Genomic DNA, 15,003 nt, shown 5'->3' with positions numbered 1-15,003 from the left:
AGTGCCACGCGGCGTCCCATGAGACGGTCGGCGGGCACGCCAGAGGTTGCGCCCCTGCGCCAACTCCGGTGGACTACTCCCACTGGTCCGCCGCGTGGCGGGCCCAACCGTTCGATGACTGGAGGAACCAGTGAGCTCGACCGCGGGTGGCGGGTCCACCCAAACAGGATCTGCCACGGGCCCCGCCGAGAGGCTGGGGTTCAAGCCGGGCATGGTCATCCAGGAGCTCGGCTGGGACAACGACACCGACGACGATCTGCGCGTCGCGATCGAGGACGCCATCGACGCCGACATGGTCGACGCCGACTACGGCAACGTCGTCGACGCGGTCATCCTCTGGTGGCGCAGCGAGGACGGCGACCTCGTCGATGGGCTGGTCGACTCGCTGACCGACCTCGTCGGTGGCGGCGCCATCTGGCTGCTCACCCCCAAGATCGGTCGGCCCAACGCGGTCGACGCGGCCACGGTCGCCGAGGCCGCCCCCATCGCGGGGCTCTCGCAGACGACCACGGCCGCGGTCAGCAAGGACTGGGCCGCGACGCGCCTCGTCGCGCCGAAGACGCCCGCCTGAGCGGGCCCCGCGCCCCACGGGCGGCCGAGCCGTCGTACCCTGCGAGCGTGCTCCAGAAGCTAACCCTCCGGGCGTCCTCACTCGGGGTCAGTGCCAGGGTGCTGGCCGGCTCCGGGATCATCCGGCCGTACTCGCCGCGCGTCCTCGCCGCGCTGCTGAGGACGGTCATGACCTGGGGCACCGGGCCGGCTGGGGGCTTCGCGACGCTCGCCCTGCGGATGCCCGACCGGGTCGGGCTGGTCGATGAGCTGGGCGAGCTCACCTTCGGCGAGCTGCACACGCGCTCCAACGCGCTCGCCCGTGCGCTGCAGGCGCAGGGCGTGGGCGAGGGCGACTCGGTCGCGGTGATGTGCCGCAACCACCGGTACTTCGTCGACGTGAGCATCGCCGTCGCCAAGCTGGGCGCCGACCTGCTCTACCTCAACACCTCGTTCGCCGGCCCTCAGCTCGTCGACGTGCTCGAGCGCGAGCAGCCCACCGTGGTGGTGCACGACGAGGAGTTCACCGAGATGCTCGCCGCGGCAGCCACCGAGCGACGGGTGGTCGCCTGGGCCGACAGCGACGACGAGCCCGACGTGCCCACCGTCGAGGCGCTGATCGGGTCGGAGTCGACCGACGACCTCGACGCGCCGCAGCGACACTGCCGGATCGTGATCCTGACCTCCGGCACCACCGGTACGCCGAAGGGTGCCCCGCGCAACGAGGCCGGCATCGACGCGGCGGTCTCGCTGCTCTCCCGGATGCCGCTGCGCGCGGGCTGGCGCACCCACATCGCCGCGCCGCTGTTCCACACCTGGGGCTTCGCGCACCTGGCCCTGGCCATGCTGCTGGGCTCGACGGTGGTGCTGCGGCGCAAGTTCGACCCGGAGGGCGCGCTCGAGGCGGCCGAGTCGGAGCGCTGCGACTCGATCGTGGTGATCCCGGTGATGCTGCAGCGGATCCTGGCGCTGCCCGAGGACACCCTGGCCTCCTACGACCTGTCGCGGGTGAAGGTGGTCGCGGCCTCCGGCTCGGCGCTGCCCGGCGACCTGGCCCTGAGCTGGATGGACCACTTCGGCGACAACCTCTACAACATCTACGGCTCGACCGAGGTCGCCTACGCCTCGATCGCGACCCCGCAGGACCTGCGTGAGGCGCCGTCCTCCGCGGGCCGACCGCCGTACGCGACGGTGGTGCGGATCCTCGACTCCGAGGGCCACGAGCTGCCGGCGGGGGAGTCGGGACGGATCTTCGTGGGCAACAACCTGCTCTTCGAGGGCTACACCGGCGGGGGCCACAAGGACATGGTCGACGGGCTGATGTCCTCGGGCGACGTCGGCCGCATCGGCGAGGACGGGCGCCTGTACGTCGAGGGTCGTGACGACGAGATGATCGTCTCCGGCGGGGAGAACGTGTTCCCCAAGGAGGTCGAGGACTGCCTCATGCGCCACGAGCACGTGACCGACGCGGCGGCGGTCGGCGTGGACGACGACGACTACGGCAAGCGGCTCAAGGCGTTCGTGGTGGTGGACGCCGACGTCGGCGAGGACGACCTCAAGGACTGGGTGAAGCAGAACCTCGCGCGCTACAAGGTGCCCCGCGAGATCGTCGTGCTCGACGAGCTGCCACGCAACTCCACCGGCAAGGTGCTCAAACGTGAGCTGGCGAAGGACGAGAGGGACTCATGAGCGGCATCCAGTGCGGGGGACCGGCACCGGACTTCACGCTGCGCGACCAGTTCGGGCAGGACGTGACGCTGTCGTCGTACCGGGGGAGCAAGGCGGTGGCGATCCTCTTCTACCCCTACGCGTTCTCCGGGGTGTGCACCGGCGAGATGGTCGGGATCCGCGACCGGCTGGCGGAGTTCCTCACCTTCGACACCGAGGTGCTGGCCATCTCGTGCGACCCGATGTTCTCGCTGCGGGCGTTCGCCGACCAGGACGGGCTGAACTTCCCCCTGCTCAGCGACTTCTGGCCGCACGGGGAGGTGGCCCGCGCCTACGGCGTCTTCGACGAGGCGACCGGCGCTCCGCTCCGCTCGTCGTACGTCGTCGGCAAGGACGGCACAGTGCGCTGGGCCACCCACAACGCGATGCCCGAGGGGCGCGACCTCGACGAGCACCTCAGGCAGCTGGCCGCAGCCGTCTAGACCGCTGGCCGCGATTTCCGGCGTTCGGCTGACGGCCCCAGCCGGCTGCCCCTAGTGTCTTCCTTGTTGAACCGCTGGTGACCCGAGACGCCAGCGGTTCAACTCATTTCGGGCCCTCTTCGCATGCCGCTGGGGAGTCACGTAGTCTGCTCCCGCTTCGAGCACGGGCGTATAGCTCAGCGGTAGAGCCCCTCGCTTACAACGAGGTGGTCGGGGGTTCGATCCCCTCTGCGCCCACCAGGACCTAGCGGTCGTGGCTCAGTCGAACCAGTCGGTCTTGGTGACCAGCTCGACCAGCTCGTCGGCGTCGAGCACCGGGTCGGTACGGGTTGGCTCGCCGCCCAGTGCGGCCTCCAGCGCGTTGTAGGCGATGAGGTGGACGATCTTGCCGTCGCGCAGGATGTAGATCGCCTGCATCCCGGCCAGATCCGGGTGCTTGCCGGAGACGTCGGGCAGCGACGGGCCGGTGAAGACCCAGCCGGCCTCGGTCGCGACACAGTCGTCGGGGGCCGGCGAGGCGGCGACCCGGTCACACCTGGCGGGCTGTCGCCCGGCGATCCCGGAGTCGTCGATCGTGACCCACTGTCGAATCTCGCCGAGACCGCGCCCGTCGGGGTCATACTCGACACCGGCGAGGTAGTAGCCCGGGCTCGGGATGTCGTCCGGGAGAGCCTCGAGCAGCAGCTGCTGCGCCCGCTGCAGGTGGGGCGGGAGCTGGTCAGCCGAGGGTGCCGACGTCGGCTCCTGCGTCTGGCCGTCCGCGGGGCCCGAGGCGCCGTCGTCGGGGCCGCTCGCCGCCGACGGGGGCTGATCGTCCCGGTCACCGAGGAAGGACGGCGCCGCCAGGGCTGCGACCGCCGCCAGCGCCGCGGCGCCGATCCCGGCCGCCTGAGCCGTGCGCCGGCGACGGGTGAGGCGCCGGCCGCGGGTCAGGCCACCGGCGACGAGCTCCTCGCTCGCGGTCACGGGGAGCATGGCGCGCTCCATCAGGCGGATCAGCTGGTCGTCCTGCTGGGGCTGGTCATGGGTCATGTCGTCGCCTTTCAACGGCTGTTCTCGGTCAGATCGATGAAGTCGGCTCCGAGATGCTCCCGGATCCGGGCGAGAGAGCGTGAGGACCTGGTGCGCACCGCGTTCTCGCTGAGCGAGAGATCGCGGGCCACGGTGGCGACATCGGCGTCGAGCAGGTACCGGTGCACGACCACCGCGCGATCCACCGGGGTCAGCTCGCGCAACGCCGCCACCAGCACCTGTCGCAGGTCACTGTCGGGCGTGGCCGCCCGGGCCTGCGGCGGGTCGGCGAGCGGCACCTCGGTGGAGCTGCGGCGCCGTACGGAGTCGAGGTAGATCCGGGTCAGGATCGTGCGGGCGTAGGCAGCCGGGTTGTCGGCGGCTTTCACCCGCGACCACTTCGAGAAGACGCGGGCCAGCGTCTCCTGGGCCAGATCCTCACCGCGGTGTCGATCGCCCGTCAGCAGCCATCCGGCGCGGAGCAGCTCGTGGGAGCGCGCCCGAGCGAACTGCTCGAAGTCGTCCCGATCGGTGCGCTGCACATGTCCTCCTGCGCCGGTGAGGACCACGTCCTCTGGGTGTCGGTGTCTCTCACCCCTACGACGAGACCAGCGCCGAGAATGTGTCACGGGCCCGAGGAGCGGGTTGCGCCTCGCCACCTTCCCATCCTGGCGTCCTTCGCGCCCGTCCCGCGCGTGACGGTGTGGAATGGAGTCATGCCCGGGGACCGCGACCTCGTCGAGAGCGTGCGGGCCGCGCTGGCCGCGGCCGGCGACGCCGAGCGAGCGCGCGCGCAGCAGGCGTACATGAAGAGCGTGATGCCCTACCGGGGCATCGGCGCGCCCGAGCTGCGAAAGGTCCTGCGGCCGCCGCTGGCGCTCTACCGACCGGCGTCGCGGGAGGAGTGGACCGCGACGGTACGCGCGCTGTGGGACGAGGCGGCCTACCGCGAGGAGAGGTACGCGGCGCTGGCCGTGGCCAGGCACCGGCTGGCGCGCGAGTGGCTGGACCCCGGATCGCTGGACCTGTGGCGCCACCTCGTCGTCACCGGCGCGTGGTGGGACCTCGTCGACGAGATCGCCGCGCACCTGGTGGCGCCCACGCTGCGCAGTCACCGCCAGAAGGTGGCTCCCGTCATGCGGGCCTGGATGACCGACGACCACCTGTGGCTGCGGCGTACGGCGGTCCTGTCCCAGCTGGGAGCCAAGGGGGAGACCGACGTCGTGCTGCTGCGCGACGCGATCGAGCACAACCTGGAGGACCGGTCGTTCTGGCTTCGCAAGGCGATCGGCTGGGCCCTTCGGGACTACGCCCGCACGGACCCCGACTGGGTGCGCGCCGAGGTCGCGCGCCTGGGCGACCGGCTCTCCGGGCTGAGCCGGCGCGAGGCGCTCAAGCACCTCTGACCGGTGGGGGTGCTGCGGTGAGAGTGCTCTCATGCGTGGCTCACGGACCGCTCACCACCGCCGACGAGGGTCCTTCTCGACCGAACTCACCCTCGAGAGAAGGACCCACCATGAAGCTCACCACTCTCCACGTCGGCACGCTGGGTGTCGCCGGACTCGTGACCACCGGACTCCTCGCGTTCCCGATCGGCGCCGCCACTGCGGGCAGCGACGACCAGGGGCTCAAGCGCGACGACGACACCCCGGACGTCGTGCTCGTGGCCGACGACGATGACGACGACACCGGCCTGGGCAAGCGGGACGGCACCCACACCAACACCAGCGGTGGCACGCACACGCGCACCGGCGGCACCCACAGTCGCGACCAGACGCGCACGGGACGCGACTCCGGGCGCGACCACAGCCGGGACCGGGTGGGCATGGACTGGACCAGCGACGGTGCCGGCAACAACCGCGTCGACTGGTCGCAGAACCGCACCAACGACCGCTCGCGGCACAACACCCGCGGCTGAAGGGGGCGACGATGACGCGCGCCGACGAGAGCTGGCACCTCCGCGAGGGCGACCCGATCACCCCCGAGCTGACCGCGATGCGGCTGCTCGGCGGGGGATCGGCGTACGAGGCCTACCTCGCCTTCGACGAGATCACCTACGCACCCGTGGTGGTCAAGGTCGTCCGGCCGACGGAGCTGGACGACGAGGCCACGCTGGGCGGACTCGCCCGGGAGGCCGCCGCGCTCGACCAGGCAAACCACCCGGTCGTCGTACGACGGCTGCGTCACGAGCTCGGCGGCGCGCGTCCGCACCTGGTCCTGGAGCACATCGACGGGCCGCGGCTCTCGACGCTGGTACGTCGCCACGGCCCGCTGCAGGAGCAGCAGTACCTGCCGCTGGCCGTCGACATCGCCTCGGCGCTGCACTACTTCCGCCACGTCGACGTCGTGCACCTCGACATCAAGCCCAGCAACGTGATCATGGGCGCGCCCGCACGGCTGATCGACCTGTCGGTGGCGCGACCGGGGCACCGTGCCGCCGAGCTGACCAGCACGATCGGCACCGACGCCTACATGTCACCCGAGCAGTGCGCCCCCGGACAGGCAGGTGCGCCCGGTCACGCCAGCGACGTCTGGGGCCTGGGCGCGACGCTCTTCGAGGCGATCGCGGGCTACCGGCCCTTCGACGACGGGGACCGGGGGTCCGCGGACCTCACCCTGCGCTACCCGCAGCTGGTCGAGGAGCCGTACGCGCTGCCCGACGGGACGCCCGCCGACGTCGCCAAGACGGTCTACGCGATGCTCGCCGCAGACCCGACCGAGCGTCCGGAGCCGCGGGAGGTGGCCGGCGCGCTCGAGCCGGTGCTGTCGGCACAGCCGCCGGCGCGGCTCACGTTCAAGGTTCGACGCTGACGGCGAGCTCCTGCGCCAGGCCCTCGAGCTGAGCGCGACGCCAGGCCCACGCGGTCAGCACCAGCTCGCCGTGGGGCAGGCCGAGGCGCAGACGCGGTCGCAGCGAGCGGTCGATCGGGGACACCCACTGGACGTCGCCGCGAGGCACCTTCCAGGTGCCGGCCGTGGTCGCGCGCAGGAGGTTGTCGACCGAGCTGCGCACCCGACGCCGGCCCTTCCTGGTCACCAGCCGGACGAGGGTCACCACCAGCATGACGGCCGCAGCGGCGTAGGCGACGACGTAGGTCAGCGCGAGGCCGACGATGACCACTGCGGCCAGGATGAAGCAGGCATAGTTGAGCGGCTCGGGCAGGAAGGTGCCCGCGACGGCGACGGCGATCGCGCCGACGACCAGCCCGATCTCGGCGCCGTCCGCGAGGTCGAAGGGGGAGTTGCGGGGATGGAGCTCGAGCACGTCGGGGCGCACCTCGACGTCGACGCGACCTCGCGGTGAGCGCAGCGGCCCGTACCTGTCCACGTCCGGAGCCTGCCACAGCCGCCGCCGGATCCGCGTCAGGAACCGAACCGGTAGCCCATGCCGCGCACGGTCTCGATCGTGGCGGCGCCGAACTTGCGGCGCAGGTAGCCGACGTAGACGTCGACGATGTTGGACCCCGGGTCGAAGTCGTAGCCCCACACGTGGTCGAGCAGCTGCTCGCGTGAGAGCACCTGTCCGGCGTTGAGCATGAAGATCTCGGCCAGGGCGAACTCCCTGGCCGACAGGTCCTGCTCCTTGCCGCCCACGGTCGCGCGGCGGGTGCGCAGGTCGAGGCGTACGCCGCCGGCCTCGAGGGCCTCCGGGGCACCGCCGCGGTCGCCGGCTCCCGCCTGCCGCAGCCGCAGCCGCACGCGGGCCAGCAGCTCGGCGAAGCGGAAGGGCTTGGCCATGTAGTCGTCGGCCCCGCCCTCCAGCGCGGAGACGGTGTCGGTGACCGAGTCGCGGGCGGTGAGCACGATGACCGGCAGCCGCGACCCTTGCGAGCGCAGCTGGTCGAGCACGTCGAAGCCGTCCAGCCTCGGCAGCCCGATGTCGAGGATCATCAGGTCGTGCTCGCCGCTGAGCGCGTGGTCCAGCCCGATGACGCCGTCGGCGACAACCGTGGCGACGTGGCCGTCGGCCCGGAGGCCCTTGGCGAGGAACGAGGCGATGCGCGCCTCGTCCTCGACGATCAGGATGCGGGCCATGGCTCCTCCTCCAGTACGACGGTCGGCGCGGCGGCGCTCGCCGGGCCGGGCAGCGTGATCACGAACCGGGCGCCGCGCGGCTGAGCGTCCTCGACCGCCACGTCCCCGCCGTGTGCCTGCGCGATCGCGCGCACGATCGACAGCCCCAGGCCGAAGCCCTCATCGTGCTCGGCGACCCGGCCCCGCCCGAACCGCTCGAAGATCGCCTCCCGGTCCTCCGGTGCGACCCCGGGGCCGGTGTCGCGCACCCACAGCCTGGCCGTGCCGCTGTCGTAGGAGGAGCCGATGGCCACGACGTCTCCGGGAGCCGTGTGCTTGACCGCGTTGTCGGCGAGCTGAAGCAGGGCCTGGGTCAGTCGCTGGCCGTCCAGGTGCATGGTGACCGCGGCCGTGGCGTCCAGGAGCCACTCGCGGTCGCCGAGCGCGCGGGCCTTGGCGAGGACGTCCTCGGTGAGGTGCTCGAGGTCGACCTCCGCCGGGGTGACGAAGTCCGGGCGGTCGCTCTTGGCCAGCAGGATCAGGTCGCCGACGAGCCGCGACATCCGGTCGACCTCGTCAAGCAGCAGGGCACGGGTCTCGGCGACCTCCTCGGGGTCGCCGGTGTCGAGCAGCTCGAGGTGGCCGCGCAGGACGGTCAGCGGCGTGCGCAGCTCGTGGCCGGCGTCGTCGAGGAACCGGCGCTGGCCCACGAACGCCGCCTCCAGCCGCTCCAGCATGCCGTTGACGGTGTGGGTCAGGGCGGTGATGTCGTCGTTGCCCGACTCGGGGACCCGCCGGGACAGGTCGGTCTCGCCGATCGCCTCGGCGCTCTCGCGCAACACCCTCAGCGGCGCGAGCAGCCGACCCGCCTGCCAGAACGCGGCCGCCGTGACCAGCAGCAGCGACAGCGCGGCCACGATGGCGTAGGTGCGCATCGTGTCGCGCAGGCCGCCGCGTCCCTCGTCGAGCTGGACGACGACCACGAGCGCGCCGCGCTGCTCGCCGAGGACGACGGGCTGAGCCGTGACGAGCACCTCGCCCTCGGCGGTGTCGAGACGGGTCGAGCCACCATCGCGCACCAGGGGAGCGGCGGCCGTCTGGAAGGCGGCGTCGCGGGGGAGCGGGTCGTCACGCGGGAACTGCTGGGTCGGCCGGTCGCCGACCCAGCCGACCAGCAGCTCGTCGTCGTCGGGGACGCTGCCGGCCATGAAGGCGCGCAGCAGGGAGCCGACCTCGGTGACGCCCCGGCCTCGAGACTGCGTGAACGCCGCGAACTCGTCCAGCTCCTGCTCGACGGCGTCGACGGTCTGCTGCTCGAGGCGCTGGCTCTCGATGACGTAGACGATCGCGCCCGCGACCGAGAGCGCGAGGAGCACCAGCGCGGCCACCGCGGCGGTGATCCGCACGCGTACGGAGACCCCCGACCGGCGCGGTCGGGGGCCGGCAGGTGCGGGCGGCTCAGTCGTCGTCGCCACCGCCGCGGCCGGAGTGGTCGTCCCGGTCATCGCGGTCGTCTCGGTCGTCACCGCCGTGTCCGTGACCGGAGTGGTCGTCGTCGTCCACCTCGCCGGGCTCGGGCCTGATCACGTCGATGTCGTCGATGTCGTCGGGGTCGTCGGACTCGTCGTGGGACTCGTCGTCGGAGCGTCCGGTGTGGGACGGCGACGGGTCGCCGGACGGTGTGGGCGTCGGTCGCGTGGACGGCGACGAGGAGTCCTCGATCAGGATCGGGTCGCGGCGCGCCGGCTCGTCGGCCGACGACGCGGCCAGGGACCCGACGACGAAGGCGCTGACCGGGAGCACCAGGGCCAGCGCGAGGACGATCTTCCAGAACCTGCTCATGACCCCACGATCATCCCCCATCGTGGACCCCGGGTGAGAGCCGTATGAGAGGACTCTCACGAGGCATGCGCAGGGTGCTGCGGGGCCAGAAGGACAAAGGCCGTCGCTACCTCGGCAGGCTGCCTCGCGGGTCCGGGCCGACGCTCGAGCGCGGCTCACTACAGTGGGCCCCGTCACACGCACCGTCACCACCGCGCCGTCCCCGGGAGGCCCCAGTTGATCGTCCCGTTCAGCATCTCCGACTTCCTCGACCGCGCGGTCCAGGTCTACGGCGCCCGGGTCGGGGCCGTGGACGAGCCCGTGCAGCCGGCCCGGCCGCTCGGCAACGAGCGGGGCGAGCTCACCTATGCCGAGATGGGGGCGCTGGCGCGCCGCCAGGCGGCCAAGCTGGACGAGCTCGGCATCGGGGTGGGGGACCGGGTCGCCGTGGTGAGCCACAACAGCTCGCGGCTGCTGACGTCGTTCTTCGGCGTCGCCGGCTTCGGCCGGGTGCTGGTGCCGGTGAACTTCCGGCTCCGCCCCGACGAGGTGCGCTACATCGTCGAGCACTCCGGGGCGCGGGTGCTGATCGTCGACCCGGAGCTCGACGAGGAGCTGCGTGGGGTCACCGCAGAGCACCGGTTCGTGATCGGCCAGGACGACGACCTCTACGCGGCGGCACCCGAGGACGGGGGACCCGAGCCGCAGGCCTGGGAGCCCGACGAGAACGCCACGGCCACCATCAACTACACCTCCGGGACGACCGCGCGTCCCAAGGGCGTGCAGATCACCCACCGCAACATCTGGGTCAACGCCGTCACCTTCGCGATGCACGCCGGCGTCACCGACCGCGACGTCTACCTGCACACGCTGCCGCAGTTCCACGCCAACGGGTGGGGGATGCCGTTCGCCATGACCGGCCTCGGCGTGCGCCAGGTGATGATCCGCAAGATCGACGGGGCGGAGATCCTGCGTCGAGTGCGGGACCACGGCGTGACCGTGATGTGCGCGGCGCCCGCGGTCGCGGCCGCGGTCCTCGAGGCGGCCCAGGACTGGGAGGGCGAGATCCCTGGGCGCGACCGGGTCCGCATCATCATGGCGGGCGCTCCGCCGCCCACGAAGACCGTCGTACGCGTGCAGGAGGAGCTGGGCTGGGAGTTCATCCAGATCTACGGCCTCACCGAGACCTCGCCGCTGCTGACCATCAACCGCTCACGCGAGGAGTGGGACGACCTGTCCGCGCAGGACCGGGCGCAGAAGCTGGTGCGCGCCGGGGCGCCGGCGCTCGGCGTACGGCTCAGGATCGACGACTCCGAGGAGGGCGGCGGCGAGGTGCTGGCCCGCTCCAACGTGGTGCTCGAGGGCTACTGGGAGCAGCCGGAGGAGAGCGCGGTGGCCTTGCGCGATGGGTGGTTCCACACCGGCGACGGCGGGGCCATCGGCGACGACGGCTACCTCACCATCCAGGACCGCAAGAAGGACGTGATCATCACCGGCGGCGAGAACGTCTCCTCGATCGAGGTGGAGGACGTGCTCTTCTCCCACCCGGCCGTGGCCGAGGTCGCCGTGATCGGGGTCCCCAGCGAGAGGTGGGGCGAGACGATCAAGGCCCTCGTCGTGCTCGCGGAGCGTGCCTCGGCGAGCGAGGCGGAGCTGATCGCCTGGTGCAAGGACAAGGCGGCCGGCTACAAGGCGCCGACCTCGATCGAGTTCCGCGACGAGCTGGCGCGCACCGCGACCGGCAAGCTGCAGAAGTTCAAGCTGCGCGAGGCCTACTGGAAGGGCTACGACCGCCAGGTCAACTGAGGCGTCGGCGAGTTTCACCGGGCACCCGGTGAAACTCACGCCTCCCCGACGAAGGTTCATACGGAAGGCGCCTGTTTCCCACGGCTCGTGTGACTCGTGGAGAAGCTGAGCAGCGCGCGGGCGTGCGGCCCCCGTCGGGGGGCGGCTCGCTCAGCTGGGCTTGACGTCGAGGACCACCTCGAACTCCAGCAGCTCCGCGCCGCTGGCGACGGGCTTCGGGCGCTCAGCGCCGTCCTGGGGGCCGGCGTGGGCGGCATGGGCGTCGCCGTCGCGCCAGGCGGCGAACGACTCCTCGTCCTCCCACTGGGTCACGACGAAGTAGCGCTCCTCGCCCTGCACCGGCCGCAGCAGCTGGAAGCCGAGGAATCCCGGCGATCCCTCGACCGTGCCGGCCCGGGCGGCGAAGCGCCTCTCGAGCTCCTCGTGGGCCTGCGGCGGGACACTGATGGCGTTGATCTTCACGACGGGCATGGTCCGAGCCTAGGACGCCAGGGGGAGGGGGGCTGCGGCACACCACCCACGAGCGCCACTAGCCTGACCGCATGCCGACCCTCCAGGACGTCATCGACCGGTTGCACGCGTGGTACCCGCCGAGCACGGCGGAGGGGTGGGACGCCGTCGGGCTGGTGTCCGGCGACCCCGACGCCGCCGTCGCGAAGGTGATGTTCGCGGTCGACCCGACCATCGAGGTCGCCCGTGAGGCGGCGGAGTGGGGGGCCGACCTGCTGGTCGTGCACCATCCGCTGTTCCTCAAGCCGGTGCACAGCGTCGCCGCGACGACCCCCAAGGGCCGGACCCTCGCGACGCTCACCGCGGCGGGGTGCGCGCTGCTGACGGCCCACACCAACGCGGACCTCGCCGAGGACGGCGTGTCCGCGGCCCTGGCGGACGCCCTCGGGCTCACCGAGGTCACGCCGCTCCTGGCCCAGGACGGGCCACCGCGCGACAAGCTGACCGTCTACGTGCCGGCCGACGCCGCGGCGCCGCTGCGCGCGGCCATTGCGGAGGCCGGAGCCGGGCGCATCGGCGACTACGACTTCGCGTCGTTCACCTCCCAGGGTCAGGGCCGGTTCCGCCCGCTCGAGGGCGCCGACCCGGCGATCGGCACCGTCGGCAGCATCGAGACCGTCGACGAGGTCCGGATCGAGGTGGTCCTGGAGCGCGCCCTGCGGGCCGAGGTGGTGCGCGCCGTGCTTCTCTCGCACCCCTACGAGCAGCCGGCCTACGACGTCGTCGAGCTGGCCGACCCCAGCGGTGCCACCACCGGCACCGGGCGGATCGGCTCGGTCGCCCCCACGACGCTGAGGGAGTTCGCCGAGCACGTCGCGCAGGTGCTGCCGCAGACCGCGCACGGCGTCCGGGTCGCCGGCGACCCGGACCGCGTCGTACGACGGGTGGCGCTGTGCGGGGGAGCGGGAGACTTCCTGCTCGACGACGTGCTGCGCACCGACGCCGACGTCTACCTCACCAGCGACCTGCGCCACCACCCGGCGAGCGAGTTCGTCGAGAAGGCGGGGCCCGCCCTGGTCGACGTGGCGCACTGGGCCGCGGAGTGGACCTGGCTCCCGGTGGTGGAGGCGAAGCTGCGTGAGGTCCTGGGCGATACGGTGGTGACCCACGTGAGCACGACCGTCACGGACCCGTGGACCACCCGCATCTGAGGAGCACCCGCTGAAAGCCGACCCGTTCGCCCAACTGAAGCTGCTCGACGTCCAGGCCCTGGACGCGAAGGCCGACCAGCTGCGGTACCAGCGCTCGCACCTCCCGGAGCACGCCGAGATCGCGACGCTCACGGCGCAGCGCAAGGAGATCGACGACCAGGCCCGCGACGCCCGGATCGTGGTCGACGACCTGAGCGCGGCGCAGGCGAAGGCCGACGCCGACGTCGAGCAGGTCAAGGCACGCCGCGCCCGCGATCGCGACCGGATGGACTCCGGTGCCATCACCAACCCCAAGGACCTCGAGCGCATGCAGCACGAGCTCACCTCGCTGGAGCGCCGGATCTCGACGCTCGAGGACGAGGAGCTCGAGGTCATGGAGCAGCTCGAGCAGGCCCAGGCCGCGCTCACCGAGCTCACCGAGAAGCTCACCGCCGTCGACATCCGGCTGGCCGACCTGGTCGCATCGCGTGACGAGAAGGCGGCCGCGATCGACGTGGAGCTCCAGACCGCGGTCGCCGAGCGCGCCCCCGCCGTCGAGGGGCTGCCCGCGGACCTGCTGGCGCTCTACGACCGCCTGCGGGAGAGCAAGGGCGGCGTGGGCGCCGCCGAGCTGCGCCAGCGCCGCTGCAGCGGCTGCCAGCTCACCATCGACAACGCCGAGCTCGCCGTGATCCGCGCCAAGCCGAGCGACGAGGTCGTCCGCTGCGAGGAGTGCCAGCGGATCCTGGTGCGCACCGGCGAGTCCGGGCTGTGACTCGCCGCGTCATCATCGAGGCGGACGGAGGCTCGCGCGGCAACCCCGGCCCGGCGGCGTACGGCGCCGTGCTGCGCGACGCCGAAACCGGCACCGTGCTGGCCGAGGACGGCAGCACGATCGGTCGGGCGACCAACAACGTCGCGGAGTACTCCGGCCTGATCGCCGGCCTGCGCCTGGCGCAGGACCATGCCCCGGACGCCGAGGTGGAGGTCCGCATGGACTCCAAGCTCGTGGTCGAGCAGATGTCGGGACGCTGGAAGATCAAGCACCCCGACATGCGCCCGCTCGCGGCCGAGGCGACCCGGCTGGCGCCGGCCGGGACGACGTACACCTGGGTGCCGCGCGAGCTGAACTCCTACGCCGACCGGCTGGCCAACGAGGCCCTCGACGGTGTCCGCGACGGCGTCACTGTGCCGGCGCGCGTGGAGGACGAGGACTCGCTGATCGAGGAGATCGAGAGCCCCGGAGCGGCCGCGGCCGGCGACCCACCGGCGTCGGTTCAGAGCCAGGTCCGCGGCTGGTCCGCCGGCGCCGGCGCCCCGACCACGCTGATCCTGGTGCGCCACGGGGTCACGGCGCACACGGTGGCGAAGCGCTTCTCCGGTGGCCTGGCGAGTGCCAACCCCGGCTTGAGCGACGAGGGCCGCGACCAGGTGCGTGCCACCGCCCAGTGGCTCGCTCCCATCGCCGAGCGGGTGGATGCCGTGATCGCCTCGCCGGTGCGCCGTACGCTCGAGTCGGCCGAGATCGTCGCCGAGGTGCTGGGCAAGGACGTGGCCGTGGAGCCGGGCTTCGCGGAGATGGAGTTCGGGGTCTGGGACGGACTCACCTTCGCCGAGGTCGGCGAGCGCCACCCCGACGCGTTGCGTGAGTGGCTCGGCTCCCTTGACGCCGCCCCGGAGGGCGGCGAGTCGTTCCGGGTGGTGGAGGAGCGGGTGCTCGCGGGGTTGCAGCGGGTCCTCGACGAGCATCCGGGTAGGACCGTCGTCGTGGTGAGCCACGTGACGCCGATCAAGACGCTGGTCAGCCACGCCGTCAGTGCCCCGCTGGACGCGGTGTTCCGGATGGAGCTCACCCCCGCGTCGGTGACCGTCGTGTCGTTCTTCGGCCGGGGACCGACCGGCGACGAGCCGCGTACGTCGATGCGCCTCTACAACGCGCTGCCCCCGGCCCGCGACCCGTTCGCGGACCCCTCGGGCTGGTAGCAAGCCACAACGCGGCGCGGCGCGCGTGA

At 72.2% G+C, this 15,003-nt stretch carries 17 protein-coding genes and 1 tRNA gene; 11 read left to right on the top strand and 7 right to left on the bottom strand.

Annotated elements, in window-relative coordinates:
* Positions 1–130: 130 nt before the first annotated feature.
* From LQ940_RS13420 to LQ940_RS13405, 4 genes are all read left to right on the top strand, one after another.
* On the top strand, positions 131–571 hold the full coding sequence (locus LQ940_RS13420; protein ID WP_269217211.1) for a DUF3052 domain-containing protein: 441 nt from the start codon (positions 131–133) through the stop codon (positions 569–571).
* Between the two features lie 47 nt (positions 572–618).
* Positions 619–2,238 carry an AMP-binding protein gene (locus LQ940_RS13415; protein WP_231244970.1) on the top strand — a complete coding sequence of 540 codons (1,620 nt, stop codon included), beginning with the start codon at positions 619–621 and terminating at the stop codon, positions 2,236–2,238.
* Positions 2,235–2,699, top strand: coding sequence for a peroxiredoxin (locus LQ940_RS13410; RefSeq protein WP_231244971.1), 465 nt, complete (start codon positions 2,235–2,237; stop codon positions 2,697–2,699). Before LQ940_RS13415 ends, LQ940_RS13410 begins: the two co-directional genes overlap by 4 nt.
* Positions 2,700–2,864: 165 nt before the next feature.
* A tRNA-Val gene (locus LQ940_RS13405) sits at positions 2,865–2,939 on the top strand.
* Between the two features lie 18 nt (positions 2,940–2,957).
* Here LQ940_RS13405 and LQ940_RS13400 read toward each other — a convergent pair.
* Together LQ940_RS13400 and LQ940_RS13395 are read right to left on the bottom strand one after the other, a co-directional pair.
* The gene (locus tag LQ940_RS13400) at positions 2,958–3,731 is read right to left on the bottom strand and encodes a hypothetical protein (RefSeq protein WP_231244972.1); all 774 of its coding nucleotides are present in this window, start codon (positions 3,729–3,731) and stop codon (positions 2,958–2,960) included.
* Between the two features lie 11 nt (positions 3,732–3,742).
* On the bottom strand, positions 3,743–4,252 hold the full coding sequence (locus LQ940_RS13395; protein WP_231244973.1) for a SigE family RNA polymerase sigma factor: 510 nt from the start codon (positions 4,250–4,252) through the stop codon (positions 3,743–3,745).
* A gap of 174 nt (positions 4,253–4,426) precedes the next feature.
* Here LQ940_RS13395 and LQ940_RS13390 point away from each other — a divergent pair, with 174 nt between their 5' ends.
* The 3 genes from LQ940_RS13390 (at position 4,427) to LQ940_RS13380 (ending at position 6,521) form a co-directional block, all read left to right on the top strand.
* The gene (locus LQ940_RS13390) at positions 4,427–5,116 is read left to right on the top strand and encodes a DNA alkylation repair protein (protein WP_231244974.1); all 690 of its coding nucleotides are present in this window, start codon (positions 4,427–4,429) and stop codon (positions 5,114–5,116) included.
* A gap of 110 nt (positions 5,117–5,226) precedes the next feature.
* Positions 5,227–5,628, top strand: coding sequence for a hypothetical protein (locus tag LQ940_RS13385; RefSeq protein ID WP_231244975.1), 402 nt, complete (start codon positions 5,227–5,229; stop codon positions 5,626–5,628).
* 11 nt (positions 5,629–5,639) lie between these two features.
* On the top strand, positions 5,640–6,521 hold the full coding sequence (locus LQ940_RS13380; protein WP_231244976.1) for a serine/threonine-protein kinase: 882 nt from the start codon (positions 5,640–5,642) through the stop codon (positions 6,519–6,521).
* Here LQ940_RS13380 and LQ940_RS13375 read toward each other — a convergent pair.
* From LQ940_RS13375 to LQ940_RS13360, 4 genes are read right to left on the bottom strand one after another with little or no spacing between them, the layout of a single operon-like run.
* Positions 6,505–7,038, bottom strand: coding sequence for a hypothetical protein (locus LQ940_RS13375; RefSeq protein WP_231244977.1), 534 nt, complete (start codon positions 7,036–7,038; stop codon positions 6,505–6,507). The two genes, LQ940_RS13380 and LQ940_RS13375, sit on opposite strands and share 17 nt — an antisense overlap.
* Before the next feature lie 35 nt (positions 7,039–7,073).
* A complete protein-coding gene (locus tag LQ940_RS13370) occupies positions 7,074–7,745 on the bottom strand; it encodes a response regulator transcription factor (protein WP_231244978.1) in 672 nt (223 codons plus the stop codon).
* A complete protein-coding gene (locus LQ940_RS13365) occupies positions 7,730–9,229 on the bottom strand; it encodes a sensor histidine kinase (protein WP_231244979.1) in 1,500 nt (499 codons plus the stop codon). The genes LQ940_RS13370 and LQ940_RS13365 overlap by 16 nt, the downstream gene beginning before the upstream one ends.
* Complete coding sequence (locus LQ940_RS13360; protein WP_231244980.1) at positions 9,183–9,566, bottom strand: hypothetical protein; 384 nt, start codon at positions 9,564–9,566, stop codon at positions 9,183–9,185. Before LQ940_RS13360 ends, LQ940_RS13365 begins: the two co-directional genes overlap by 47 nt.
* A 216-nt stretch (positions 9,567–9,782) precedes the next feature.
* Between LQ940_RS13360 and LQ940_RS13355 the strand changes: the two genes are divergently transcribed.
* Entirely contained in the window at positions 9,783–11,351 is a 1,569-nt protein-coding gene (locus tag LQ940_RS13355; protein ID WP_231244981.1) for an AMP-binding protein, read from the top strand.
* Positions 11,352–11,501: 150 nt separating this feature from the next.
* Here the strand turns inward: LQ940_RS13355 and LQ940_RS13350 are convergent, their stop codons facing one another.
* Positions 11,502–11,822: an antibiotic biosynthesis monooxygenase family protein gene (locus tag LQ940_RS13350; RefSeq protein WP_231244982.1), complete on the bottom strand. Its 321-nt coding sequence runs from the start codon at positions 11,820–11,822 to the stop codon at positions 11,502–11,504.
* Positions 11,823–11,893: 71 nt separating this feature from the next.
* Between LQ940_RS13350 and LQ940_RS13345 the strand changes: the two genes are divergently transcribed.
* From LQ940_RS13345 to LQ940_RS13335, 3 genes are read left to right on the top strand one after another with little or no spacing between them, the layout of a single operon-like run.
* On the top strand, positions 11,894–13,012 hold the full coding sequence (locus LQ940_RS13345) for a Nif3-like dinuclear metal center hexameric protein (RefSeq protein WP_231244983.1): 1,119 nt from the start codon (positions 11,894–11,896) through the stop codon (positions 13,010–13,012).
* Positions 13,013–13,022: 10 nt separating this feature from the next.
* Complete coding sequence (locus tag LQ940_RS13340; protein WP_442939792.1) at positions 13,023–13,766, top strand: zinc ribbon domain-containing protein; 744 nt, start codon at positions 13,023–13,025, stop codon at positions 13,764–13,766.
* Positions 13,763–14,974, top strand: coding sequence for a bifunctional RNase H/acid phosphatase (locus LQ940_RS13335; protein ID WP_231244985.1), 1,212 nt, complete (start codon positions 13,763–13,765; stop codon positions 14,972–14,974). Before LQ940_RS13340 ends, LQ940_RS13335 begins: the two co-directional genes overlap by 4 nt.
* The last annotated feature ends 29 nt before the right edge of the window (positions 14,975–15,003 follow it).

The organism is Nocardioides sp. cx-173, from assembly GCF_021117365.1.
In the GTDB taxonomy this organism is placed as follows: domain Bacteria; phylum Actinomycetota; class Actinomycetes; order Propionibacteriales; family Nocardioidaceae; genus Nocardioides.
Note: the sequence above shows the minus strand (reverse complement) of the source record. Positions and strands in the feature narration are given on the sequence as shown.